This is a genomic window from Micromonospora inaquosa, assembly GCF_003857055.1.
Lineage (GTDB): Bacteria > Actinomycetota > Actinomycetes > Mycobacteriales > Micromonosporaceae > Micromonospora > Micromonospora inaquosa.
This window is the reverse complement of sequence record NZ_QGSZ01000313.1, coordinates 1-21042: the sequence shown is the minus strand read 5'-3', so window position 1 is coordinate 21042 and position 21042 is coordinate 1. Positions and strand designations below refer to the sequence as shown.

The 21042-nt window shown below is 71.5% G+C and carries 19 protein-coding genes; 11 read left to right on the top strand and 8 right to left on the bottom strand.

What is annotated here, in order from left to right; genetic code table 11:
• Together DLJ59_RS28620 and DLJ59_RS28615 are read left to right on the top strand one after the other, a co-directional pair.
• Positions 1 to 272: oligopeptide/dipeptide ABC transporter ATP-binding protein (locus tag DLJ59_RS28620; RefSeq protein WP_341869645.1), on the top strand; the 272-nt coding region annotated here is incomplete at its 5' end.
• Entirely contained in the window at positions 269 to 2059 is a 1791-nt protein-coding gene (locus DLJ59_RS28615; protein ID WP_124776360.1) for a gamma-glutamyltransferase family protein, read from the top strand. The genes DLJ59_RS28620 and DLJ59_RS28615, both read left to right, overlap by 4 nt.
• A gap of 10 nt (positions 2060 to 2069) precedes the next feature.
• On the opposite strand, the gene DLJ59_RS28610 is transcribed toward DLJ59_RS28615, so the two are convergent.
• Entirely contained in the window at positions 2070 to 2750 is a 681-nt protein-coding gene (locus DLJ59_RS28610) for a GntR family transcriptional regulator (RefSeq protein WP_158630921.1), read from the bottom strand.
• Positions 2751 to 2820: 70 nt separating this feature from the next.
• Here DLJ59_RS28610 and DLJ59_RS28605 point away from each other — a divergent pair, with 70 nt between their 5' ends.
• Both DLJ59_RS28605 and DLJ59_RS28600 read left to right on the top strand, forming a co-directional pair.
• Positions 2821 to 3537 (top strand): YoaK family protein, encoded by a 717-nt coding sequence (locus tag DLJ59_RS28605; RefSeq protein WP_158630920.1) that lies wholly within the window; start codon positions 2821 to 2823, stop codon positions 3535 to 3537.
• A 169-nt stretch (positions 3538 to 3706) separates the two neighbouring features.
• Positions 3707 to 7570, top strand: a complete 3864-nt coding sequence (locus tag DLJ59_RS28600) for a S8 family serine peptidase (protein ID WP_124776353.1) — start codon at positions 3707 to 3709, stop codon at positions 7568 to 7570.
• A 51-nt stretch (positions 7571 to 7621) separates the two neighbouring features.
• On the opposite strand, the gene DLJ59_RS28595 is transcribed toward DLJ59_RS28600, so the two are convergent.
• The 5 genes from DLJ59_RS28595 to DLJ59_RS28575 form a co-directional block, all read right to left on the bottom strand.
• Positions 7622 to 8587, bottom strand: a complete 966-nt coding sequence (locus tag DLJ59_RS28595) for a helix-turn-helix domain-containing protein (protein ID WP_158630919.1) — start codon at positions 8585 to 8587, stop codon at positions 7622 to 7624.
• A 199-nt stretch (positions 8588 to 8786) separates the two neighbouring features.
• A complete protein-coding gene (locus DLJ59_RS28590) occupies positions 8787 to 9413 on the bottom strand; it encodes a response regulator transcription factor (RefSeq protein ID WP_124776349.1) in 627 nt (208 codons plus the stop codon).
• The gene (locus DLJ59_RS28585; RefSeq protein WP_124776347.1) at positions 9410 to 10651 is read right to left on the bottom strand and encodes a sensor histidine kinase; all 1242 of its coding nucleotides are present in this window, start codon (positions 10649 to 10651) and stop codon (positions 9410 to 9412) included. Before DLJ59_RS28585 ends, DLJ59_RS28590 begins: the two co-directional genes overlap by 4 nt.
• Positions 10652 to 10656: 5 nt before the next feature.
• Positions 10657 to 11109, bottom strand: coding sequence for an ABA4-like family protein (locus DLJ59_RS28580; protein WP_124776345.1), 453 nt, complete (start codon positions 11107 to 11109; stop codon positions 10657 to 10659).
• On the bottom strand, positions 11106 to 12032 hold the full coding sequence (locus DLJ59_RS28575; protein WP_124776344.1) for a hypothetical protein: 927 nt from the start codon (positions 12030 to 12032) through the stop codon (positions 11106 to 11108). Before DLJ59_RS28575 ends, DLJ59_RS28580 begins: the two co-directional genes overlap by 4 nt.
• A 166-nt stretch (positions 12033 to 12198) precedes the next feature.
• Here DLJ59_RS28575 and DLJ59_RS28570 point away from each other — a divergent pair, with 166 nt between their 5' ends.
• On the top strand, positions 12199 to 12951 hold the full coding sequence (locus DLJ59_RS28570; protein ID WP_124776342.1) for a VOC family protein: 753 nt from the start codon (positions 12199 to 12201) through the stop codon (positions 12949 to 12951).
• 4 nt (positions 12952 to 12955) lie between these two features.
• Here DLJ59_RS28570 and DLJ59_RS28565 read toward each other — a convergent pair whose 3' ends face one another.
• Positions 12956 to 14233 carry an MFS transporter gene (locus DLJ59_RS28565; RefSeq protein WP_124776340.1) on the bottom strand — a complete coding sequence of 426 codons (1278 nt, stop codon included), beginning with the start codon at positions 14231 to 14233 and terminating at the stop codon, positions 12956 to 12958.
• Between the two features lie 83 nt (positions 14234 to 14316).
• On the opposite strand from DLJ59_RS28565, the gene DLJ59_RS28560 reads away from it, so the two are divergent.
• Positions 14317 to 15201, top strand: a complete 885-nt coding sequence (locus DLJ59_RS28560) for a LysR family transcriptional regulator (RefSeq protein ID WP_124776338.1) — start codon at positions 14317 to 14319, stop codon at positions 15199 to 15201.
• 176 nt (positions 15202 to 15377) lie between these two features.
• Positions 15378 to 16550 (top strand): lactonase family protein, encoded by a 1173-nt coding sequence (locus tag DLJ59_RS28555; RefSeq protein ID WP_124776336.1) that lies wholly within the window; start codon positions 15378 to 15380, stop codon positions 16548 to 16550.
• A 93-nt stretch (positions 16551 to 16643) separates the two neighbouring features.
• Here DLJ59_RS28555 and DLJ59_RS28550 read toward each other — a convergent pair whose 3' ends face one another.
• On the bottom strand, positions 16644 to 16946 hold the full coding sequence (locus tag DLJ59_RS28550) for a helix-turn-helix domain-containing protein (RefSeq protein ID WP_124776334.1): 303 nt from the start codon (positions 16944 to 16946) through the stop codon (positions 16644 to 16646).
• A 65-nt stretch (positions 16947 to 17011) separates the two neighbouring features.
• Between DLJ59_RS28550 and map the strand changes: the two genes are divergently transcribed.
• The 4 genes from map to DLJ59_RS28530 form a co-directional block, all read left to right on the top strand.
• Positions 17012 to 17785, top strand: coding sequence for a type I methionyl aminopeptidase (map, locus tag DLJ59_RS28545; protein ID WP_124776332.1), 774 nt, complete (start codon positions 17012 to 17014; stop codon positions 17783 to 17785).
• Positions 17786 to 17974: 189 nt separating this feature from the next.
• Entirely contained in the window at positions 17975 to 18835 is an 861-nt protein-coding gene (locus tag DLJ59_RS28540) for a CDP-alcohol phosphatidyltransferase family protein (RefSeq protein ID WP_124776330.1), read from the top strand.
• Positions 18836 to 18935: 100 nt separating this feature from the next.
• Positions 18936 to 20591, top strand: a complete 1656-nt coding sequence (locus DLJ59_RS28535) for a sulfatase-like hydrolase/transferase (RefSeq protein WP_124776328.1) — start codon at positions 18936 to 18938, stop codon at positions 20589 to 20591.
• Positions 20592 to 20628: 37 nt separating this feature from the next.
• Positions 20629 to 21042 (top strand): FkbM family methyltransferase (locus DLJ59_RS28530; protein WP_124776325.1); only part of this gene is annotated, 414 nt, incomplete at its 3' end.

Below are 21042 nucleotides of genomic sequence, written 5' to 3'. Positions count from 1 at the left end.
CGCAGGCTCTGCTCTCCGCCGCGCCGGTGGCGGATCCGGTGCGTCAGCGCCACCGCCAGCCGGTGCTGCTCGGCGACGACCTGCCGTCCGCGCTCGACCCGCCGTCCGGCTGCCGGTTCCGTACCCGGTGCCCGCTCGCCTTCGACAGGTGCGCGACAGAGGTGCCGGCGCAGACCGCGATCGGCGACGGCATGGCCGCGTGCCACCTGGTCCAGTCGGACGGCACCGGTCCCGACGTTCGCACCGCAGATCCCAGTGAGGTGTTGTCATGACGTTCACCACCCGACCCACGTTGAAGGGCACCTTCGGCATGGTGTCCTCGACCCACTGGCTCGCCAGCCAGGCGGCGATGGGCGTCCTGGAGCGCGGGGGCAACGCCTTCGACGCCGCCGTCACCGCCGGGTTCGTCCTGCACGTGGTCGAGCCGCACCTGAACGGGCCGGGCGGCGAGGTGCCGGCCATCGTGGCCACCGCAAAGGACCCTCGGCCGAAGGTGCTGTGCGGGCAGGGGCCGGCGCCGGCCGGTGCCACCATCGCGCACTTCCGGTCCCTCGGGATGGACCTCATCCCGGGTGCCGGGCCGCTCGCGGCTGCCGTACCCGGCGCCGTGGACGCCTGGCTGCTGCTGCTGCGCGAGCACGGCACGCTCACCCTCGCCGAGGTGTTGGAACCGGCGATCGGCTACGCCGCCGCCGGGCACCCGCTGGTGGGCCGGGTCGGTGACACCGTGGCGGCCGTCCGGTCGTTGTTCGAGGAACACTGGCCCACGTCCGCCGCGCTCTGGCTGCGCAATGGCCGGCCACCGGCCGCGGGGGAGCTGGTCACCAACCCGGCGTACGCGGACACCCTGCGCCGACTCGTCGAGGCGGGGCAGGCGGCCGGCGTCGACCGGGAGGCTCAGATCGAGGCCGCGCGCCGGGCCTGGAGCACGGGTTTCGTCGCCGAGGCGATCGACGCGTTCAGCCGCCGACCGTTCCAGGACTCCAGCGGACACCCGCACGCCGGGTTGGTCACCGGCGACGATCTGGCCGCGTACTCGGCGAGCTGGGAGGCGCCCGCCACCCTCGACTGGCACGGCTACTCGGTGGCGAAGACCGGGTTCTGGGGTCAGGGCCCGGTGCTGCTGGAGTCACTGGCCACCCTGGACGCGCTCGACGACCCGGGCGCGTACGACCCGGGGACCGCGGCGGGCGTGCACGCCCAGGTCGAGGCGCTCAAGCTGGCCTTCGCCGACCGCGAGGCCTGGTACGGCGACGGCGTCGACGTGCCCGCCAAGGCGCTGCTCTCCCCGCAGTACGCGCGGGAGCGGGCGGCCCTGATCGGCGAGCGGGCGTCGGCGGAGTTGCGGCCGGGGCGCCCGGACGGGGCACAGCCGCGGCTGCCGGCCCACGTCGGACCCGGTGTCGTGCGACGGGCCGGGCCGGCGGACGCCACGACGGGGGAGCCGACGGTGCAGTCGGACGGGGTGACCCGGGGCGACACGTGCCACGTGGACGTTGTCGACCGCTGGGGCAACATGATCTCCGCGACGCCCAGCGGTGGGTGGTTGCAGAGCTCCCCGACGATTCCGGAGCTCGGCTTTCCGCTGGGCAGCAGGTTGCAGATGTTCTGGCTGGAGGAGGGGCTGGCCTCGTCGCTGGCGCCGGGCCGCCGCCCGCGGACCACGTTGAGCCCGACGATGGTGCACCGCGACGGCGAGCCGGTGCTGGCGTGCGGCACCCCGGGTGGCGACCAGCAGGACCAGTGGCAGTTGCCGTTCCTGCTGCGGCACCTCGTGGGTGGTCAGAGCCTTCAGGAGGCCATCGACGCGCCGACGTGGCACACGGTCAGCCTGCCCGGGTCGTTCTATCCCCGCGAGATGCAGCCGGGTGTCCTGGTGGTGGAGGACCGGATCGATGAGGGCGTGCTGGCGGAGCTGCGGGCGTACGGGCACGACGTGCGGGTGACCGACGGGTGGAGCCTCGGTCGGCTCTGCGCGGTGACCCGCGACCCGGCCACGGGCGTGCTGGCTGCCGGCGCGAACCCCCGGGGGATGCAGGGCTACGCGTGCGGCAGGTAGCGGGTCACCGTCAGCGGGCGGCGTAGCCGCCTTCGGCGTTTTCGTACGCAGCGGCGGAGGCCGCGTCGAGGTGGTCGAGTGCGGCCCGCTCGGCGCGGTCACCGTCGCCTGACTCGATGGCGTCGACGAGTTGGATGTGCTCGGCCCACGAGTGGGGCGCGCGTTCGGCCGCTCCGAGCCGGAAGATCCACTGGACATGGAGGTAGAGCGACTTGGCGATCGACGACAGCCAGGGGTTTCCGCTGATCTGGAGGATGCGCAGGTGCAGCGTGCTGTTCAGTTCGGCGACCCGGGCCAGGTCCTGTCGCTGCGTCGCTTCGCGGCCCTGGTCGAGCAGCGCACGCAGGGATGCCACGTCGGCCGCGGTGGCCCGCTCGGCGGCCAGCCGGGCAGCCAGCGCCTCCAGCCGCTCGCGGACGGCGAACATGTCGCCGATGGTCCCGCTGCTCGGTGAGGCGACGACCGCTCCCCGGCGGGGGAGGATCACGACGAATCCCTCCGCCTCGGCGACCCGCAGCGCTTCCCGGACGGGGTTGCGGGAGACGCCGAAGTCCTCGGCGAGCCGGTCCTCGGTCAGGCGTTCTCCGGGAAGGTAGTCGCCGTCGATGATGGCGGTCCGCAGCGCGGCGAGGACCTGATCGCGTAGCGGCAGGTGTTGCGTGCCGAGCTTGTCCCGTAGGTCTTCAGCCACCTGTCTGCCTCTCCGTGAACGTGTCCGGACAAAGTGTATACGAAGAACAATCACCGGAAGGTGGCCGACAGTGTCGAGCACAGCGCCCCGCGTAATCCGCCCCCGCGTCGTCCCACACCGAGACGAGCGCCTGCTGCGGCGACGGCAAGCGCTCGTCGTCGTCCTCACCTTCCTGACCGGAAGCGCGGACGCTCTCGGGTTCCTCGCCCTCGGCGGTGCGTTCGCCAGCGTGATGACCGGCAACATGGTCCTGCTCGGGCTCTCGGCCGGCCGGGGCGAGGCCGACCTGGCGTTGACGTCGGGCTGCGCCATCGTCAGCTTCATCGTCGGGGTCCTCGCGGGTGCCCGCGTCGTCGGCTCGGCACAGCCGGACGACCCGGTCTGGCCACGGCGGGTCACCTGGGCGCTGGTCCTGGAACTGTCGGTCTTCGTGGTGTTCGCCGTCGTCTGGGAGGTCACCCTGCACACCCCCGACGCACGTGTCCACCTGGCGCTGCTGATGCTGTCCGCGGTCGCGCTGGGCGTGCAGAGCAGCGCCATCCAACGCTTCGGCGTGTCCGGCCTGTCCTCCACGTACCTGACCGGCACACTCACCAGCCTGATCGCCGGGGTCGCCGCGCGCAGCCCGTGGGCCAGCCTGCGTCCCAAGGTCCAGGTGCTGCTGGCCCTCATGGTCGGCGCGGCGGTCGGCGCCCTGGTCGCCCTGCACCTGCCGGTCGTCGCCCCGGCCCTGCTGCTCGTGCCGCTGCTGCTCGTCATCGTCGTGTCCGCCCGGATGCGGGCCTGACCGTTGCGGTGACGTGTCGGTGGCGGTGTGGCCAACGCGGGATGGCGGAGACCCGCCATGTCCGTGCTCCGCCAGTGATCATGCGGTTCAACCGGATGCCCGCCGCCCGAGAATCGGCGACGGCGGTGTCGGCCCTCCCGGGCGACCGCCTGAGGGAGGGACGTACTTCATGCTCAGACCCAGACAGCGGACACGTCGAGCCATGGGTGCCGTCGGTGCGGCGCTGGCCATCGTGCTCGCACTGCCGACCGGCGCCGCCGTGGCCGCGCCCGCTCCGAGCAACGGCGCTGTCGACCCACTGCGCAAGGTGGACCCGCGGGTGCTCGGCTCGGCCCGCGCCGGCACCAACGCCAGCTTCTTCGTCGAGCTCACCGACGAAGCCACGCTGAACCAGAGCGACCTGGACCGGATCGAGCGGGCCGCCGGTGGCCGGGCCGGGCGGGTCGCCCGCACCACCCGGGTCTACGAGACCAAGCTGGCCCATGCACAGAAGACCCAGCGTGGGCTCCGTTCCCTGCTGCGCGACCGGCACGCCGACTTCACCCCGTACTGGATCGCGAACATCATCGAGGTCGCCGGCGACCTGAAGCTGCTGACCGAGCTGGCCGGTCGGGCGGACGTCGCGCGGATCACCGCGATCGGTGGGACCAAGCTCGCGGAGCCGGTCCGCACCGCCGGTGCCGCCGCCGACCCGCAGCTGCCGTGGAACCTCACGTCGCTCGCCGCCGACAAGGTCTGGCGCGAGTACGGCACCCGCGGCGAGGGCATCGTCGTCGGCAGCGTCGACTCCGGTGTGCAGTACGACCACCCGGCCCTGGTCCGGCAGTACCGCGGCAACGACGGTGACGGCACCTTCACGCACGACTACAACTGGTACGACCCGACCGGGATCTGCCTGCCGTCGACGCCCTGCGACAACTACGGGCACGGCACCCACACGGTCGGCACGATGGTCGGCGACGACGGCGACGGGCGGATCACCGGTGTGGCCCCGGGTGCCAGTTGGATCGCGGCCAAGGGGTGCGAGGCCAACTACTGCAGCAACAGCGCGTTGCTCGCGGCCGGTCAGTGGATGCTCGCGCCGACCGACCACAACGGCGAGAACCCCCGCCCGGACCTCGCGCCGGACATCATCAACAACTCCTGGGGCGGCCACGACGGTGACCCCACCTTCTACGACACCATCATCGACTCCTGGGTCGCCGCCGGCATCTTCCCGGTCTTCGCCGTCGGCAACGAGGCCAAGGAGATGCCCGAGCCGTGCGGTTCGGCGGGCCACCCGGCCACCAACCCGCTGGCGTACGCCGTCGGGGCGACCGACTCCGCCGGTGTGATCGCCGACTTCTCCAGCCGTGGTCCGGGCCGTGAGGACACGGTGCGGCCGGACATCACCGCCCCCGGGGTGGGCATCCTCTCCTCCGTGCCGGGCAGCGACTGGGGCATGAGCGACGGCACCTCGATGGCCGCCCCGCACGTCGTCGGCGCGGTCGCCCTGGCCTGGTCGGCCGTGCCGAACCTGCGCCGCGACCTGGCCACCACCCGTGAGTTGCTGGACCGCACCGCGCACGACGTCGACGACCTGCAGTGTGGTGGCACCCCGGCCGACAACAACGTCTACGGTGAGGGTCGGCTCGACGCGTACGACCTGGTGACCCAGGCCTCGACGGCGCAGCTCGGCGGTGTCGTGGTGCACGCGAAGCTGAACGGCACTGTGCTCTCCGGGGCGAAGATCACCCTGACCTCCGCGCTGGTCACCCGCACCGCCCGCACCGATGCGCGTGGCACGGTCCAGTTGGGTCGGGTCCCGGCCGGGGAGTACACGCTGACCGCGTCGTTCTTCGCGCGGCAGACCGTACGGCAGACCATCACCGTGTCGACCAGCGGCACCACCAACGTGACCCTGGACCTGTCCGCGCCCGCGGCGTGGCAGGCGATCCAGGGTCGGGTGACCGACCCGGCGGGCAAGCCGGTCGTGGGCGCCCGGTTGGCGCTCGCCGGGGAGACGTTCCCGGCGTTCGTCACCGACGCCGACGGTCACTACACCGGGATGCTGCCCGAGGCCGACTACGATCTGCTGGTCGAGTACGGCCGGTGGCTGGCACCGAAGACGGTCGCGCTGACCGTCGACGGGCCGGAGACGGTGGACGTGGCGCTCGCCGCGAAGGCCGACCGGCACGGCTACCAGGCGGGGACGGCCACCGCGCAGTGGGCCGACGGCGGCAGCGTGCTGGCCCTCACCGGCGACACCGCGAGCCGGAACGTCGACCTGCCCTTCCCGATGACGTTCTACGGCAACACCTACCGTCAGCTCACCGTGCACACCGACGGCTACCTGACCGTCGGCGTCGACGCGGGCACCTCGGTCGGCGACAACGGTCCGCTGCCCGCCCCGGCGGTCTCGGCGCCGGCGGTCTACGCGTTCTGGGACGACCTGGTCCTGGACCACGCCTCGACGGTGCGTACCAAGGTGTCCGGCACCGGCACGGCCCGACAGTTCGTGGTCACCTGGAACCGGGCGGCGCTGAAGAGCGCGCCGAAGACCCGGGTCGACGTGCAGGTGCGCCTCGGCGAGAACGGCACCGTCACCGTCCAGTACCGCAAGCTCGCCGCCACCGCGGCGGGGACCGGCGGCTCGGCGACCGTCGGCATCGAGGACGGCACCGGCCGTGACGCGCTGACCTACTCGCGCGACGAGCAGGTGCTCGACGCGGGCGACGCGATCACCTTCCGGGTGGCCGGTCGTGGCCTGCTGCGGGGCACGGTGCGCGACGCGAACGACCGTCAGCCGTTGGCCGGCGCGACGGTACGGGTCGAGTCGGCCGACGCCCCGCAGCCGATCACCGCGACCACCGACGCGGACGGCTTCTACCAGGTGGAGGCACCGGCCGGGCCGGTCACGGTGACCGCCCTGCAACCGGGCTACGACCTGCCGGGGAGCACCGTCGACGTGGTCGAGTCGACTGTCGTCAAGCACGACCTGGCGCTGCGCACGCCACTGCTGCTGGCCAACAAGAGCGCGATCTCGGTGACCGCCCGGGCCGGGGCGACCCGCACCGCGACGGTGACCCTGACCAACCGGGGCGACCTGCCGGCCACCTGGCTGGGTCGGGAGATCAACTCGCCCACCCCGCCGACCGGTATCCCCGGCCGGCAGCTCAGCTCGTTCCCGCTCAAGGAGCTCTACAACGCCTACGGCGTCGGCTACCACAACGGCGAGTTGATCGTCTCCAACTCGTACCTGTTCGGGCAGATGCAGCGCTTCAGCACGGACGGTCGGTCACTGGCCAAGGGTGTGCTGCCGATCGACGGCTGGCCCTCGGACATGGCGTACGTGCCGAGCCGGGACCTGATGTGCGCGCCGAAGATGTCGTTCATCGGGGACCTGCCGATCGTGTGCTTCGACCCGGACACCCTGGAGGTGAAGGAGACCATCACCGGGCCGTGGGCCGGCAAGCTCTACTACGGGCTCGCCTACCGCGCCTCGGACGACACCTTCTACCTCAGCGGCGACAACCGCATCCGCCACCTCGCCGGGCTGTCGCACCCGCAGCCCGGATCGGTGCTGGGGGAGTGCACCCCGCCCATCCCGTGGATGACCGGCCTGGCCCTCAACGAGGAACACAACGTGTTGTGGGGCATCAACCAGGACTCCAAGGAGTCGATCTGGGCGCTCGACCCGGCCACCTGCCAGCCGCTGGCCTCGGTGCCGGACCCCGACCCGAACCCGCTCAGCGGCGCCGGGCTGGACCTGGACGAGCAGGGCAACCTGTGGGTGCTCGGTAACGCGACCGGCCGGCCGTACGGCAGCAAGGTCTATCACGTCGACGGCTCGCTGCCGGCGTACAGCGACGTGCCGTGGCTGTCCGCCGCCACCTCCGGCGAGGTGCCGTCGGGGGCGAAGGGCGCGCTGACCGTCACCGTGGACACCACCGGCCTGGCGCCCGGCACGTACGTCGCCACGCTGCTGGTCACCAACAACGGTGCGAAGGGCGCGGCCACACCGATCACCGTGTCGGTGACTGTCACGAAGTGACAACCGGGGCCTGCCGACACCCCCAGTGTCGGCAGGCCCCCACCGTCGGTTTCAGAGCCAGTCGTGGCGGGCGATGAACCAGCCGAGCTGCATCCGGGTGGCGCTTCCGGTCGCGTCCATCAACTGCCGCAACCGCCGCTGCACCGTCCGCAGCGAGATGCCCAGCTGGGAGGCGACCGCCTTGTCCGGCAACCCGGTCATCAGCAGCGACAGGATCTGCCGGTCGACGAGGGTGGGCGTGCTCTGCCGCTCAACGTCGTCGACCACCTCGGTGGCCGGGGCGAGCCGCAACGGCGTGGCCCGGTCCCACACCTCGGTGAACAGCGCCACGAGCACCTCCACCCAGGTGGCGCCACGGACCACCAGCGCCCACGGTTCGATGCTCTCGGCGCGGGCCGGGAAGGAGATCAGCGCGACCCGACGGTCGGCGACGGCGAGCTTGCCGGGCACGTTCGTGGCGACCCGTGCCTGTTCACCTGCGGCGACGAACCGGCCGATGTGGGCGGCCGCACCCGGCCGTTCCAATCCCCGCCGGTCGTACACGACGCGAAAGGCGACGCCTCGGCCGAGCATCTCGACCTCGGTCGGGTTGTCGTGCAGCACGGCCGCGTACGGCGGGCGGTCGAAGCCGAGCACCTCCTCCTGCGCCCCGCGCAGGAACTGGTCGAACGCCTGCATGATCGCGGGAACGCCGACGATCAACTGGACGTCCTGGTCCATCGGGTCCGCCGGGCGTTGCTGCCGCAGCCAGTCCCACAGCCCGACCCGCGCCTCCTGAAGCTCGCGTACCCGCTGGTTCAGCAGCGACTCGATGGCCAGGTCGGGTGGGGCGGCACCGGCGCGACCGGCGACCACGCGTACCAGCCCGGCGCGGGCGAGGGCGTCGAGCGCCCGCTCGACCTCGCCGACACCGGTGGCGACCCGCTCGGACAGCTCGCCCGCGCTGCCCGACCGGCCGCGCACCAGCTCCAGGTAGATCTTCTCCTCAAGCTCGGTCAGACCGAATGCGCCCAGCAACCGCCCACCCCGCACCCCGACTAGGCGTCCCGCCGCCGAAGCGGTCCGCTGTGTCGATCTTGGAGCGCTCCCAACGGGCCGTCAAGAGCAACTTCCCTGAGCGACCAGGTCGTTGACGCAGCGCAGCACCTGTCCAACTCCGCAGGTGTCACCCGCCAGCAGCGAGGCGAACGGAGTTGGTGAGCTGACCGGCCCCGCGTCAGGCACCGCGCGCGAACAGCGCCAGGCGGACCCGGTTGGGGCTGTCGGTCTTGGCCATCAAACTGGTGATGTGGGTCTTCACGGTGGTGACACCGATGTGGAGCCGGTCGGCGATCTCGGTGTTGGACAGGCCCTCGGCGACCAGGTTGAGCACGTCCCGTTCCCGGGCGGTCAGGCCCGGCATGGCCGGTGGGGGCTCGGGGCGGGCGTGCACCGCGCGTTGCACGAGGCGGCGCAGCACCTCCGGGCTGAACGGGCTGTCACCGACGGAGGCCCGGCGGATCCCGTCCAGCAACTCGGTCGGGGGCGCGTCCTTGAGCAGGAACCCGCACGCCCCGGCGGTCAACGCGGGGTAGAGGTGGTCGTCGTCGCCGAACGTGGTCAGCACCAGGATGCGGGTGGTGGGGCGGTCGGCGAGGATCCGGCTGGTCGCGGTGATCCCGTCGACACCGGGCATCCGCAGGTCCATGACGACGACGTCGGGGAGGAGCCGCCCCGCCAGCCCGATCGCCTCGCGACCGTTGTCGGCCTCCCCGACGACCTCGATGTCGGGTTGGGCGTCGCAGAGCATGCGCAGCCCGGCTCGGATGAGATGCTGGTCGTCGACCAGCAGCACCCGGATCACGCCGGCTCCGGCGCGGCGGCCCCGGCGGACGTCGCGCGGTCCCGGGGCAGCGACCGGGCGGACGGCTCGGCGGCGGAGGCCGGAAGGACAGTACGCACCCGCCACCCGGTGCCGGTCGGGCCCGCTTCCAGCCGACCGCCGAGGACCTCGACGCGTTCGCGCATCCCGGTGATGCCGTGCCCGCCACCGGCCGGCACACCCGCGGGCACCCCGCCGGGCCCGTTGTCGGTGACCTCCCAGTGCACGCAACCGTCCCGGACGGCGACCACCAGGTGCGCGAGCGCTGACGGTCCCGCGTGTTTGGCCACGTTGGTCAGCGCCTCCTGGGTCAGTCGCAGCACCGCCATGCCGCGCACCGCGTCGAGTGCACCGATCGCCGGGTCGAGATCGGCCTCCACTGTGACACCCGCCTGGCGGGCCCGGTCGATGGACGCGCCGAGCGCCGCCGGCAGCGCGGCGGGTTCGATCGCGGTCAGCGCCGCGTCACCGCGTACCCCGTCGGGGTTGCGCAGCACCGCGACCAGCCGGCGCAGCTCCGCGAGGGCCGCCGTGCCGGTGCCGTGCACGTCGTCGAAGACCTCATCCACCCGGGGGTCCAGATCGGTGAGCACGTGCCGGGCGACGCCGACGCGCAGGACCATCGACGCCACGTGATGCGCGACGACGTCGTGCAGCTCGCGGGCGATGGCGCCGCGTTCGTCGGCGCGGGCAGCACGGCTCTCCGACTCGTGCTGGCGTTGCTCGGCCAGGGCCCGCTCCAGGGCCTGCCGACCCAACTCCCGGTTGGCCCGGATGACGAGGCCGAGCAGCACCGGCACGCCGACCTCCAGGGCCAACCCGACGACGCCGGAGGCGAACCGGAGCGGCGGGTCGCCGACCGAGTCGGTCAGGTCGACCACCACCAGCAGCGCGGCGGCCAGCCAGATGGTCCGGGGGCGGCGCGTGCGCATGGTGACTTCGAGCAACGCCCAACTGGCCCCAACCTGGTTGATCATGAAGTCGTCGACCAGGCTGATCGCGACCGCCAGCAGGGCGGCCTGCGTCACCAGGTTGACGACCGGCCGACGGTGCGCCGCCAGCGCCACGGCGAACGCGATCACCGCGAGGATCCACTGTGTGGCCGTGGGTGCGCCGGCGGAGTGCGGGACGACGAGCAGGTAGCCCAGCCCGGCGAGGTCGAGCACCACCATCCGCACGAGCGTGTCCCGCATGTCGAACACTCGCCCCGCCCCGCCCATGGTGGTCAGCCTAGGTGTTGCGGACCGGTGCCGGCGCCCGCCGGCCGCCGCCACCGGCTGCGGACCGCGAGGTACGCGGCCAGGCCGAGCGGTCCGAGCAGGATGGTCAGCACCAGCACCGCGGCCATGACCAGCGCCGGCACCCCCCGATCCCGGCTGTCCATCCACGCCCACCTCCCGACGAACAGATCAAACGCGATCATGTGCGCCCAACCCGCCGCCGCGCCGTCGGAGGTGCCGAGCAGGTCGCGCACCCCGGCCAGGGTCGGCGACGTCACCGCCGGCAGCACCTCACCGAACGCTGGGAGCACCAGCAGCGCGTAGATCAGCACGACCGGCAGCACGATAAGCGGCGAGGCGATGATCCGGGCGGTCCACGACCAGCGGGGCAGCAGGATCATCAGTGCCCAGAACGGCGCGGCCACCGCGAAGGTCAGGGCGAACAGCGTCCCGGTCATGCGGCCAACGCCAGGTCCGGGCGGCGTCGGCGGGCCAGCACCAGGCCGGTCGCGGTCGCCGTCGCGACCACCAGTGCCGCGACCGCGAGGAGCGTGCCGGCGTCCGGGCGCAGCAGCGGCTGTCCGCGTAGGGCCTGCCAGGTCAACAGCAGGGTGAGTACGCCGTACGCGCCGCCCGCGACGGCCAGTAGCCGGGCGCGGCTGCGCTCGTCCAACCGCGTCGCGAACCGGCTCAGCAGGACCGCCAGGATCGGCAGCGCCTGCAGGGCGTGCAGCCCAACGAAGTGCCCGATTCGCAGGTCACCGCCGGTGGTGCTCCAGCCCACCACGGGCAACCCCGGCCCGCCGTCGATGACGCCCACGCTGTGCGCTCCGGAGACCCCCTCGATCCCCGGGTCCTGCATCGGCAGCACCATCGGCACCGCCGCCAGCATGCCCAGCAGGGACAGACCGAGCCCCCATCCGACGGCGGTCGCGGCGGCCCGGTCCGGGATCCGCCGGATCAGGACCACGATCCCGATGACGAGGTGCGCGAGGAACAGCACCATGATCGCCGCGCCCGTCGCCGCGAACAGCGCGGCGTTCAGGGACGTGGTGTCGTTGAAGTGGCTGGTCTGCCCGCGTACCACCTGACCGACGATCACCGTCATCTCGATCACCGACATCGCGACGATGACCGTGACGGCCCACTCGGCGGCCCGGCTGCGGCGCGGCAGCAGGGAGAGCATCCAGGCGAGCGTCGCGCCGTACAGCACGAAGGACACGGTGAACTTGAACGGCTTGAGCCAGATCGGCGCCCCGGTGAGGACGCGCGGGTCGACGAGGATGCCGACCGCGGCGACGACGGCGAGCACCGCCATCGCGCAGACGAAGACCATCAGGGGGCGATTCCAGTGCGTCGCCCGACGCAGCACGGTAGTCATGCCTGTAGATATTCGTGGCCGCGCCCGCCGATCGCGTCCGACCCGCAGCCCCGGTTGCGGCCGGTGGTCGGAGTCGGCCTCCTCCCCGGGTAGGAGACGAAACCGGGCGAGGCTCGTCACTGATGCTGGCACAATGGCCGGCCTGCCGACCGAACGGGGAGCGACGATGATGACCAATGCGGGCCGGGTGCAACCGAACGAGACCGTCGCGCCGCTGCTGCACTGCACGGCGCCGGAGGAGACTGTGGCGTTCTGGCGGGCGCTCGGGTTCGAGGTGGCCTACGAGCAGCTCAAGCCGTACGTGTACCTGGCCTTCACGTGGAGTGGGTTCCAAGTGCACTACGGCCCCGCGCCAAAGGACCTGGACCCGACGAAGGAGACGTCCGGCGGCTGCCTGGTGATGGTGGACGCGGTCGCGGCGTACCACGTGGTGTTCACCGAGGCGATGCGCCGCAGCTACGGCAAGGTGCTGGTCAAGGGCCTGCCGCGGATGACCCGCTACCGCGCTGGGGCGTCGCGGTTCAGCATCGTCGACCCGTCGGGCAACACCATCATTTTCGTCCAGCGGGATAATGAGCCGAAGGATCTGGAGTACGGCGGGTCGAAGGAACTTGAGGGGTTGGCCCGGGTGCTCGACAACGCGCGGCTCCTGCGCGAGTTCAAGATGGACGACCGGGCGGCCTACCGGGCCCTCGACTCGGGGATGCGCCGTCGCGCCGAGGACGCGCCGGTGGTCGAGCAGGCGATGGCGCTGGCCGGCCTGATCGAGCTGGCGACCGCGTTGGACAAGGGGGATCGGGTGCCCGAGTGGGGCATCCGCCTCCAGGCGCTGTCCCTGACTCCGCAGCAGCGGACGCAGGTGGAGCAGTACGTCGCCGACCCGGCCATCCTGGAACCGTGGTGGCCCGACCCGCGCTGACCCGTCAGGCCGCGAGCCGATCGGATCGAGCGGGAGTCCGACGGCTCGCGGCACCGCGGCGGAACAGCACAGCGACACCGGCGAGCATGACCAGCAGCAGACCGGTGAACCAGGTCATCGCCGTGCCGGCGGTGACGGCCCGGGTGGCGACGCCGATGCCGACGGAGGGCAGGATCATCCCCAGGTAGGCGATGAGGAACAGCCCGGCCAGGGCCTCTCCGCGCCGGGCGGGTGCGGCCATCGTGGCGACGGCGCCGACGGCGGCCTTGAACAGCACACCCGCGCCGATGCCGGCGATCATCCCGCCGACCAGGAACGCCGCGAGGTTGGCGGTGTGCATCCCCACCAGCAGGACGGGCACGCCGACGGCCTGGGCGAGCAGCCCCAGGCGCACCTTCGCCGGGGCGGACAGCCGGTTGGTGAGGGTCTGCGCCACCGCTGCGGCCCCGAACACGGCGAACACGATCGTGCCGGCCAGGGCACGCGACGGGAGGTGCAGGGCACCCGCGACGAATCCCGGGGCGACCGAGGTGAACAGGCCGAACACGGCGAAGGAGGCGAACCCGGCGGCGGTGGCGGCCACGTAGCCGGCCCGGTCGCCGTGGTCGGCGCTGATCCGCTGTGGCCGGTAGCTGGGCTTGACCAATCGCTCCTCGACGGTCTCCGGGGTCAGCGCCACCGCCACGATGCTCACCACCAGCAGGACGGCGAACACCAGGTACGGGGTACGCAGCGGCGCGTCGACGTACTGGGCGAGGACGCCCGCTACCAACGCGCCGACGCCCAGGCCACCGATGTTGGCGGCGGTGGAGACCATCTCGAAGCGCTGGCGGGACGAGCCGGGCCGGTGCGTCGCGTGCAACTCCTGGAGGTACGCGGTGGCGGTTGCGGTGATCATGCCGATGCCCAGCCCGCTCACCAGCCGGGCGACCAGCAGCACCGGCAGGGACGGGTCACTCAGGAAAAGGGCGGCGGCCACCAGTTCCAACGCCAACGCTGGGATGAGGATCTTCTTCCGGCCGACCCAGTCCGAGACGTGACCAGCGAGCAGCAGGCTGATCACCACGCCCACCGCGTAGACGGCGAAGACGATCGTGACCATGAAGGTGGAGAAACCGTCGCGCGCCATGTACAGCGGGTAGAGCGGGGCTGGCACGGTGCAGAACGCCATCGCGGTGAGGAACGCCAGGGCGATCGCCCAGAAGCCACGGCCGTGGCGGCGGGACGAGCGATCGCCGAGGTCGGACGCGGCGGGGCCGGGAATCACTGTCGACAAGGACATGACCCCCACTGTTGCCTCGTACAAGCATCAGGTACAACGAAAGTTGATGTTCGCGACGATCGCGATTGGTGATACTTGATGGCGTGGAACTCCGCCAACTTGAGTACTTCGTCGCGGTGGCCGAGGAACAGAACTTCACCCGCGCCGCCGCCCGCCTGCACGTCGTCCAGTCCGCCGTCTCCGCGGCGGTCAAGACCCTCGAACGCGAGCTGGGCGCGCCGCTGCTGGACCGCAACTCCAAACGCGTACGCCTCACCGACGCCGGTGCCGCGCTGCTGCCACGCGCCCGGATCGCCCTGGACGCGGCCCGCGACGCCCGCGACGCGGTCGCCGAGGTGCACGGCGGCCTGCGCGGCACCCTGCGCATCGGCACGATGACCTCGATCAAACTCCTGCAGTTGCCGGCCCTGCTCGGTGAGTTCCACCGCCGACACCCCGGAGTGCTACTGCGCACCAGCGTCGCCCCGCATGGCTCCCAGGGGCTCATCGACGCCCTCGCGGAACGCCGGCTCGACCTCGCGTTCGTCTCGCTGCCCGGCACGCTCCCGGCGGAGATCCACCTCACGGAGCTGGCCTGCACCGTCCTCGATCTTGTCGTGGCGGACGACCATCCGCTGGCCACCCGTGAGGCGGTCACCCTCGCCGACGTCGCCGGGCTGGATTTCATCGACTCGCCGGTGGGCTACGGCAACCGGGCCGTGACCGACCGGGCGTTCGCCACCGCCGGCCTGTCCCGGCGGGTCACCATCGAGATCCCCGACATCGCCACCGGCGCCGACCACGTGCGGCACGGGCTCGGCGTCGCGTTGCTGCCCCGCTTCGCCGTCGCCGACGACAACGGTGTGCGTCTGCTGACCGTCACGGGTGCCGACCTGACCTGGACGGCGTCCCTCGCCACCCCGACGGACCGTCCGGTCGGGGCTGCCGCTCGTGTGCTGATCGACCTGACCGCGGAGTTCCTGCCCTGACGGGGCTGGCGGCCCGCTTCGTCCTAAGCCTCAACTGCGCGTACGTCCGGTCATTCGACGGAACGGCGCAAAATTACCGCTTTAGGGTAACTGTGCCAAACTGCGCTAGCCGCTCCGATAGCTTTTGAAGGAGAGGAAAACTCGTATTCCTCCCTTCGGGTGCATAAGGAGTCAGTATGAAGCGCAGTGTCGCTCTCGCGGCAGCCCTCCTGGCGGGTCTGACCAGCATCGGATCGATCCCCGGGACCGCTTTCGCCGATGGCGGTGGCCCTGGGTACCACGACGACCGCAAGGGAGGTGATCACCACCACGGCGACGAGGGCGCGGTCTTCGTCCAGACCAACAAGGCCGAGGGAAACACCATCAAGGTGTACGACCGCGACGAGGACGGCCGTCTCACCAAGGCGGGTGAGTACGAGACCGGCGGGCTGGGCGGCTTCACCATCGGCGCGCCGCTCGACGCGCTGGCCTCGCAGGGTTCCCTGATCTATCACAAGGGTCTGCTGTTCGCCGTCAACGCCGGCAGCAACACCGTCACTGTCTTCCGCGTCGACGGCACCAGGCTGCACAAGCTCCAGGTCATCTGGTCCGGTGGTCTGCTGCCGGTCAGCGTCGCGGCCCGTGGTGACCTCGTCTACGTCCTCAACGCCGGTGGCGAGGGCTCGGTGCAGGGCTTCGAGCTGCACAAGGGGCGCCTGTCGCGGATCGAGGACGCCAACCGGTCGCTCGGGTTGCACAACGGCAACCCGCCCGCGTTCGGGACCGCCCCGGCCCAGGTCAAGATCGACCCGGACAGTGAGTTCGTGTTGGTGTCGACAAAGGCCGCCAACGTCATGTTCAGCTACGAGATCGGTCGCCACGGCGAGCTGTCCCGCAACCCGGTCATCAGCGACGCGGGGAACACCCCGTTCGGCTTCACCTTCGACACCGACGACACGCTGCTGGTCGCCGAGTCCGGCTCGAACTCGGTCAGCCGGTTCGAGTTGGAGGACGACGGCGCGCTCGACCAGATCGGGCCGTCGGTGCCCAACGGCCAGCAGGCGACGTGCTGGATCCAGCGTGTCGGCGACTACTTCTACGCCGCCAATGCCGGCACCTCCACCATCAGCGCCTACCGGGTCAACGACCACGGCAAGCTCGAACTCGTCGAGGCCGTCGCCGCCGACACCGGCGGCGGGTCGATCGACATGACCGCCAGCGACGGCTTCCTGTACGTGCAGAACGCCACAGCGGGCAACGTGCAGGGCTACGAGGTGGGCAGGGACGGCTCGCTGAAGCTCGTCACCACCGTGGAGGGTCTGCCGAAGTTCGCCGACAGCATCGGCATGGAAGGCATCGCCGCCTCCTGAGCGCACCACCCGCTGGTCCCGGTCGATCGTCGACCGGGACCAGCGCCGCCTGGTCACCGGCCGACCCGTCGTGCCCGGTCAACGGGGTCGAGGCTACGAGGCCAGCCGCTCGCGTGCGGCGCGCGCTGGTCGGGGCAGTTCGGCGCCGGCGTCCGACTTGTTGATCTCTGACCAGACGGCATCGAGGGAGAGTCCGAGCACGTCGGCGATCGCCGCGATGGTCGGGAAGGCGGGGGTGGCTATCCGGCCGGACTCGATCTTTCGAAGGGTTTCCGGCGAGACGCCCGCGTCCAGCGCGGTGAGGAGCATCGAACGCTCTCCGCGGGCTCGACGCAGCAGGGCGCCGAGGCGCTGTCCGCGTTCGACCTCTGCGGGAGTGAGTGGCAACCTGACCATGTTCCGATTCTAGTACCGGGATAATATGGCCGGGATACTTATTGGTTGCCCGAGGAAGGCGCTGCATGATCGAGATCCTGAGCCCCACCGACGTGCTGCGAGCGAAGGAGACCGGCGCGCTGGTCGCCGGCATCCTGCAGACGCTCAAGAGCCGCTGCGTGGTCGGCACCAACCTGCTGGACATCGACAGGTGGGCGCAGGCCATGATCACCGAGGCCGGGGCGCAGTCCTGCTACGTCGACTACGAGCCGTCCTTCGGGCGCGGGCCGTTCGGCCACTACATCTGCACGTCGGTGAACGACGCCGTGCTGCACGGACTGCCGTACGACTACTCGCTCGTCGACGGCGACCTGCTCTCCCTCGACCTCGCCGTCTCCCACGGCGGAGTTGTCGCGGACTCGGCCATCAGCTTCATCGTCGGCGACATGCGGCCCCCGGAGAGCGTCGCCCTGATCGACGCGACCGAGCGCGCGTTGCAGGCGGGGATCGCCGCCGCCGGCCCCGGCGTGCGCATCGGAGACATCTCGCACGCGATCGGTTCGGTCCTCAGCGCAGCGGGATACTTGATCAACACCGAGTTCGGCGGCCATGGCGTCGGGTCGACGATGCACCAGGACCCCCACATCTCCAACACCGGGCGTCCCGGTCGCGGATACCGGCTGCGCCCGGGGCTGCTGCTGGCCCTGGAGCCGTGGGTCATGGCGGACACCGCCACGCTCGTCACCGACGCCGACGGCTGGACACTCCGCAGCGTGACGGGCGGCCGGACGGCACACAGCGAGCACACCATCGCCATCACCGACGACGGCGCGGAGGTGCTCACCCTGCCAACGCCCTGACCCGCACGGCACGACCAACGCCTCGACTGTCGACCGGCGACGAGCCGCCCACGGTGGACGATTAACCGGCCGCCGAAAGGGCACGTACCTCCGCGGCACCCCCCCTGCAAGGTCGCGTTCAGAATGAACCGATCGGTCATATTTTCCGTGATGACGGTCAGGGTCACCCACCAGAGTCGCGGAGGCACGATGTCAATGGTTCGAACCGGTCCGCTCCTCGGACTGCTCGTGCAGATCGTCCTGCTGGCGGTGCTTACGCAGACCGTCGGTCTGGGCGCGGCGGGCTGGGTGGCCGGGCTGGCGTACGGGGTGGCCCTGTGTGCCCTGCTCAGCCGGGGAATGTCCCGCTCGGGCGCGAGTGCGCTGAGCCCCGCCGACCGGGTGACCCTGAGCCGGGCGATCCTCGTCGGCGGGGTGACGGCCCTGGCCGCCGACTCGTTCGGCCGGTCCGCCCCGGTCACCGTGATGGTCGTCCTCACCAGCGTGGCGCTGGCCCTCGACGCCGTGGACGGGTACACGGCCCGCCGCACCGGGACCACCAGCGAACTCGGCGCGCGCTTCGACATGGAGGTCGACTCCTTCCTGGTCCTGGTGCTCTGCCTGCACGTGGCCCCCTCGGTGGGTGGCTGGGTGCTCGCGATCGGCGCGATGCGCTACGTCTTCGTCGCCGCGAGCTGGGTGCTGGGCTGGATGCGCGGCTCCCTGCCGCCGCGCTACTGGCGCAAGGTCGTCGCCGCCGTCCAGGGCGTGGTGCTGACGGTGGCGATGGGCGACGCGCTGCCCGGGGCACTGACGACCGTCGTGCTGGTGGCGTCGCTGGCGCTGCTGGTCGAGTCGTTCGGGCGTGACGTCGGGTGGCTCTGGACGACCCGCCACCTCCGTCACCTCGTCAGCCCCGACGCCGTCACCGCGATGGCCCACCCGAGCAGCCCGGTGAGCCACAGTTCCGCGAGCGCCGGAGCGGGGCTGGGCTCGGGCCGAACGGATGGGCTGACCTGGCCGGACCATCCGACCGTCGCGGTGGCCCGGCGCGGGATCGCCCGCGTCTGAGCCGCCCGTACGCCGCGCCCAACAAAGATCAGGAAGGATGCCCGGGTTGTCGCTCATGACGCGCATACGTCAGCTGCCGAGCCAGGGACGGAGGCCGACGATGGACGAGGTCCCGGACGTCACCGCCACCGACGGCACCGACGTCGAGGGCCGGCCGAAACGCTCCATCGCGGCCCGGCTGACGACCGTCCTGGCCGCGCTGCTCGTGCTGCTCGTGCTCACCGTGCCGTACGACTTCGGTCGGCTCAGCCCGGCGGCGTTCGTGCGGATCCCCCTGGAGGCGCTGCTGGTCGTGGCCCTCCTGCTCGCGCTGCCGTCTCGTGGCAGCCGACTGGTCGCGACGCTCGCCGGTGTGGCCCTCGGCGTGCTCGGCCTGCTGAAGCTGTTCGACCTGGGGTTCTCCGCCGCGCTGAGCCGGGCGTTCGACCCGGTGCTCGACTGGGCGCTCCTCGACGAGGGGTTCGCCTTCCTCAGCGAGTCGTACGGTCGGCCCGCCGCCATCGGCGCCGCGATCACAGTGGCGGTGGTGGTCCTGGGCCTGCCCACACTGGTCACGCTGTCGACGCGGCGACTGCGGCGACTGGTGGTCCGGCACCGCAGCGCGACCACCCGGATCGTGGCCGCGCTGGTGGTCGTCTGGGTGGCCTGCGCCGCGTTCAACGTGCGGGTGGTCGAGGGCGTACCGGTCGCCGACACGTCCGCGACCACCCTGGCCAACGGGCACGGTTTCCAGGTGCGCCTGCGCCTCGACGACCGCAAGACGTTCGGCGCGCTGATCGAGGCCGACAGGTTCGGCGACACCCCCGGTGACCAGCTACTGACCGCGCTGCGCGGCAAGAACGTGGTCGTCGCCTTCGTGGAGAGCTACGGCCGGGACGCCGTCGAGGACCCGGAGTTCGCGCCGCAGGTCGGTGCGGTGCTCGACCGCGGCACCAGCGAGCTGGGCGCGGCCGGGTTCGCCGCGCAGAGCGGCTTCCTCACCTCACCGACCTTCGGCGGCGGCAGTTGGCTCGCGCACGACACGCTGCTGTCCGGCCTCTGGATCGACAACGACCAGCGGCACCGCACCCTGCTGGCCAGTGACCGGATGACCCTCAACGGTGCCTTCCGACGGGCGAACTGGCAGACCGTGGGCGTGATGCCCGCCGTCACCAAGGCGTGGCCGGAGGGCTCCTTCTTCGGCTACGACCGGTTCTACAACGCCAAGACGCTCGCGTACCGTGGCCCGAAGTTCAGCTTCAGCACCCCGCCCGACCAGTACACACTGGCCAGCTGGCAGCGCCTGGAGCAGGCGAAGCGTGACGGCAACGTGATGACCGAGCTGGCGCTGGTGTCCAGCCACGCGCCCTGGACGCCCGTCCCGCCGTTGCTCGACTGGGCCGACGTCGGCGACGGCGCGGTCTACCGCGGGGCCGCCGGCGGCAGGTCGGACGACAAGCGCCGCAACACCGCCCAGATCCGGGCGGACTACCGGAAGTCCATCGAGTACACCCTCAGCACGCTCGTCTCCTACGTGCACGCCTACGGAGACGACGACCTCGTGTTCATCTTCCTCGGTGACCACCAGCCCGCCGCGGTCGTCACCGGCGAGAACGCCAGCCGCGACGTCCCGATCTCGATCATCACCCGGGACCGGACCGTGTTGGACCGGATCTCCGGGTGGGGCTGGCAGGACGGGCTGAAGCCCGGTCCGCAGGCACCGGTCTGGCGGATGGACGCCTTCCGGGACCGGTTCCTGACCGCCTTCGGACCGTAACCCCGGCCACCCCTTCTCACGGACTGGACCCAGACAGATGACGGCCACCACCGACACCAGGATCGCCTTGCTCCGGACCGATCCGGCCCTGTCCCCACTGCACCGGTCACTGGAGGTCTACTACGGCGATCCCGAGCGGGACGCGAGGATGGACGCCTTCTACTCCCGCTTCGTCAGCGCTGGGGATCTCGTCTTCGACATCGGCTCGCACGTGGGCGACCACATCGGCAGCTTCCGTCGCCTCGGCGCCCGGGTCGTCGCCGTCGAACCGCAGCCGCTCTGTCTGCGCGCCCTGCGGGCGATCTACGCCGACGACGACCAGGTGACACTGATCGACGCCGCATGTGGCGGGAGCCCCGGGCGCACCCGGTTGCACGTCAACTCCGCCAACCCGACCGTGTCGACCGCCTCACCCGACTTCGTCCGGGCGGCCAAGGGCGCGGGCGGGTGG

What these genes read in the sequence shown, in the direction of transcription:
- DLJ59_RS28615 (WP_124776360.1), top strand. Translation starts at nt 269, where the DNA reads ATGACGTTCACCACCCGACCCACGTTGAAGGGCACCTTCGGCATGGTG.
- DLJ59_RS28600 (WP_124776353.1), top strand. Translation starts at nt 3,707, where the DNA reads ATGCTCAGACCCAGACAGCGGACACGTCGAGCCATGGGTGCCGTCGGT.
- DLJ59_RS28585 (WP_124776347.1), bottom strand. Translation starts at nt 10,651, where the DNA reads ATGGGCGGGGCGGGGCGAGTGTTCGACATGCGGGACACGCTCGTGCGG.
- DLJ59_RS28580 (WP_124776345.1), bottom strand. Translation starts at nt 11,109, where the DNA reads ATGACCGGGACGCTGTTCGCCCTGACCTTCGCGGTGGCCGCGCCGTTC.
- DLJ59_RS28575 (WP_124776344.1), bottom strand. Translation starts at nt 12,032, where the DNA reads ATGACTACCGTGCTGCGTCGGGCGACGCACTGGAATCGCCCCCTGATG.
- DLJ59_RS28570 (WP_124776342.1), top strand. Translation starts at nt 12,199, where the DNA reads ATGATGACCAATGCGGGCCGGGTGCAACCGAACGAGACCGTCGCGCCG.
- DLJ59_RS28565 (WP_124776340.1), bottom strand. Translation starts at nt 14,233, where the DNA reads ATGTCCTTGTCGACAGTGATTCCCGGCCCCGCCGCGTCCGACCTCGGC.
- DLJ59_RS28555 (WP_124776336.1), top strand. Translation starts at nt 15,378, where the DNA reads ATGAAGCGCAGTGTCGCTCTCGCGGCAGCCCTCCTGGCGGGTCTGACC.
- DLJ59_RS28550 (WP_124776334.1), bottom strand. Translation starts at nt 16,946, where the DNA reads ATGGTCAGGTTGCCACTCACTCCCGCAGAGGTCGAACGCGGACAGCGC.
- map (WP_124776332.1), top strand. Translation starts at nt 17,012, where the DNA reads ATGATCGAGATCCTGAGCCCCACCGACGTGCTGCGAGCGAAGGAGACC.
- DLJ59_RS28540 (WP_124776330.1), top strand. Translation starts at nt 17,975, where the DNA reads ATGTCAATGGTTCGAACCGGTCCGCTCCTCGGACTGCTCGTGCAGATC.
- DLJ59_RS28535 (WP_124776328.1), top strand. Translation starts at nt 18,936, where the DNA reads ATGGACGAGGTCCCGGACGTCACCGCCACCGACGGCACCGACGTCGAG.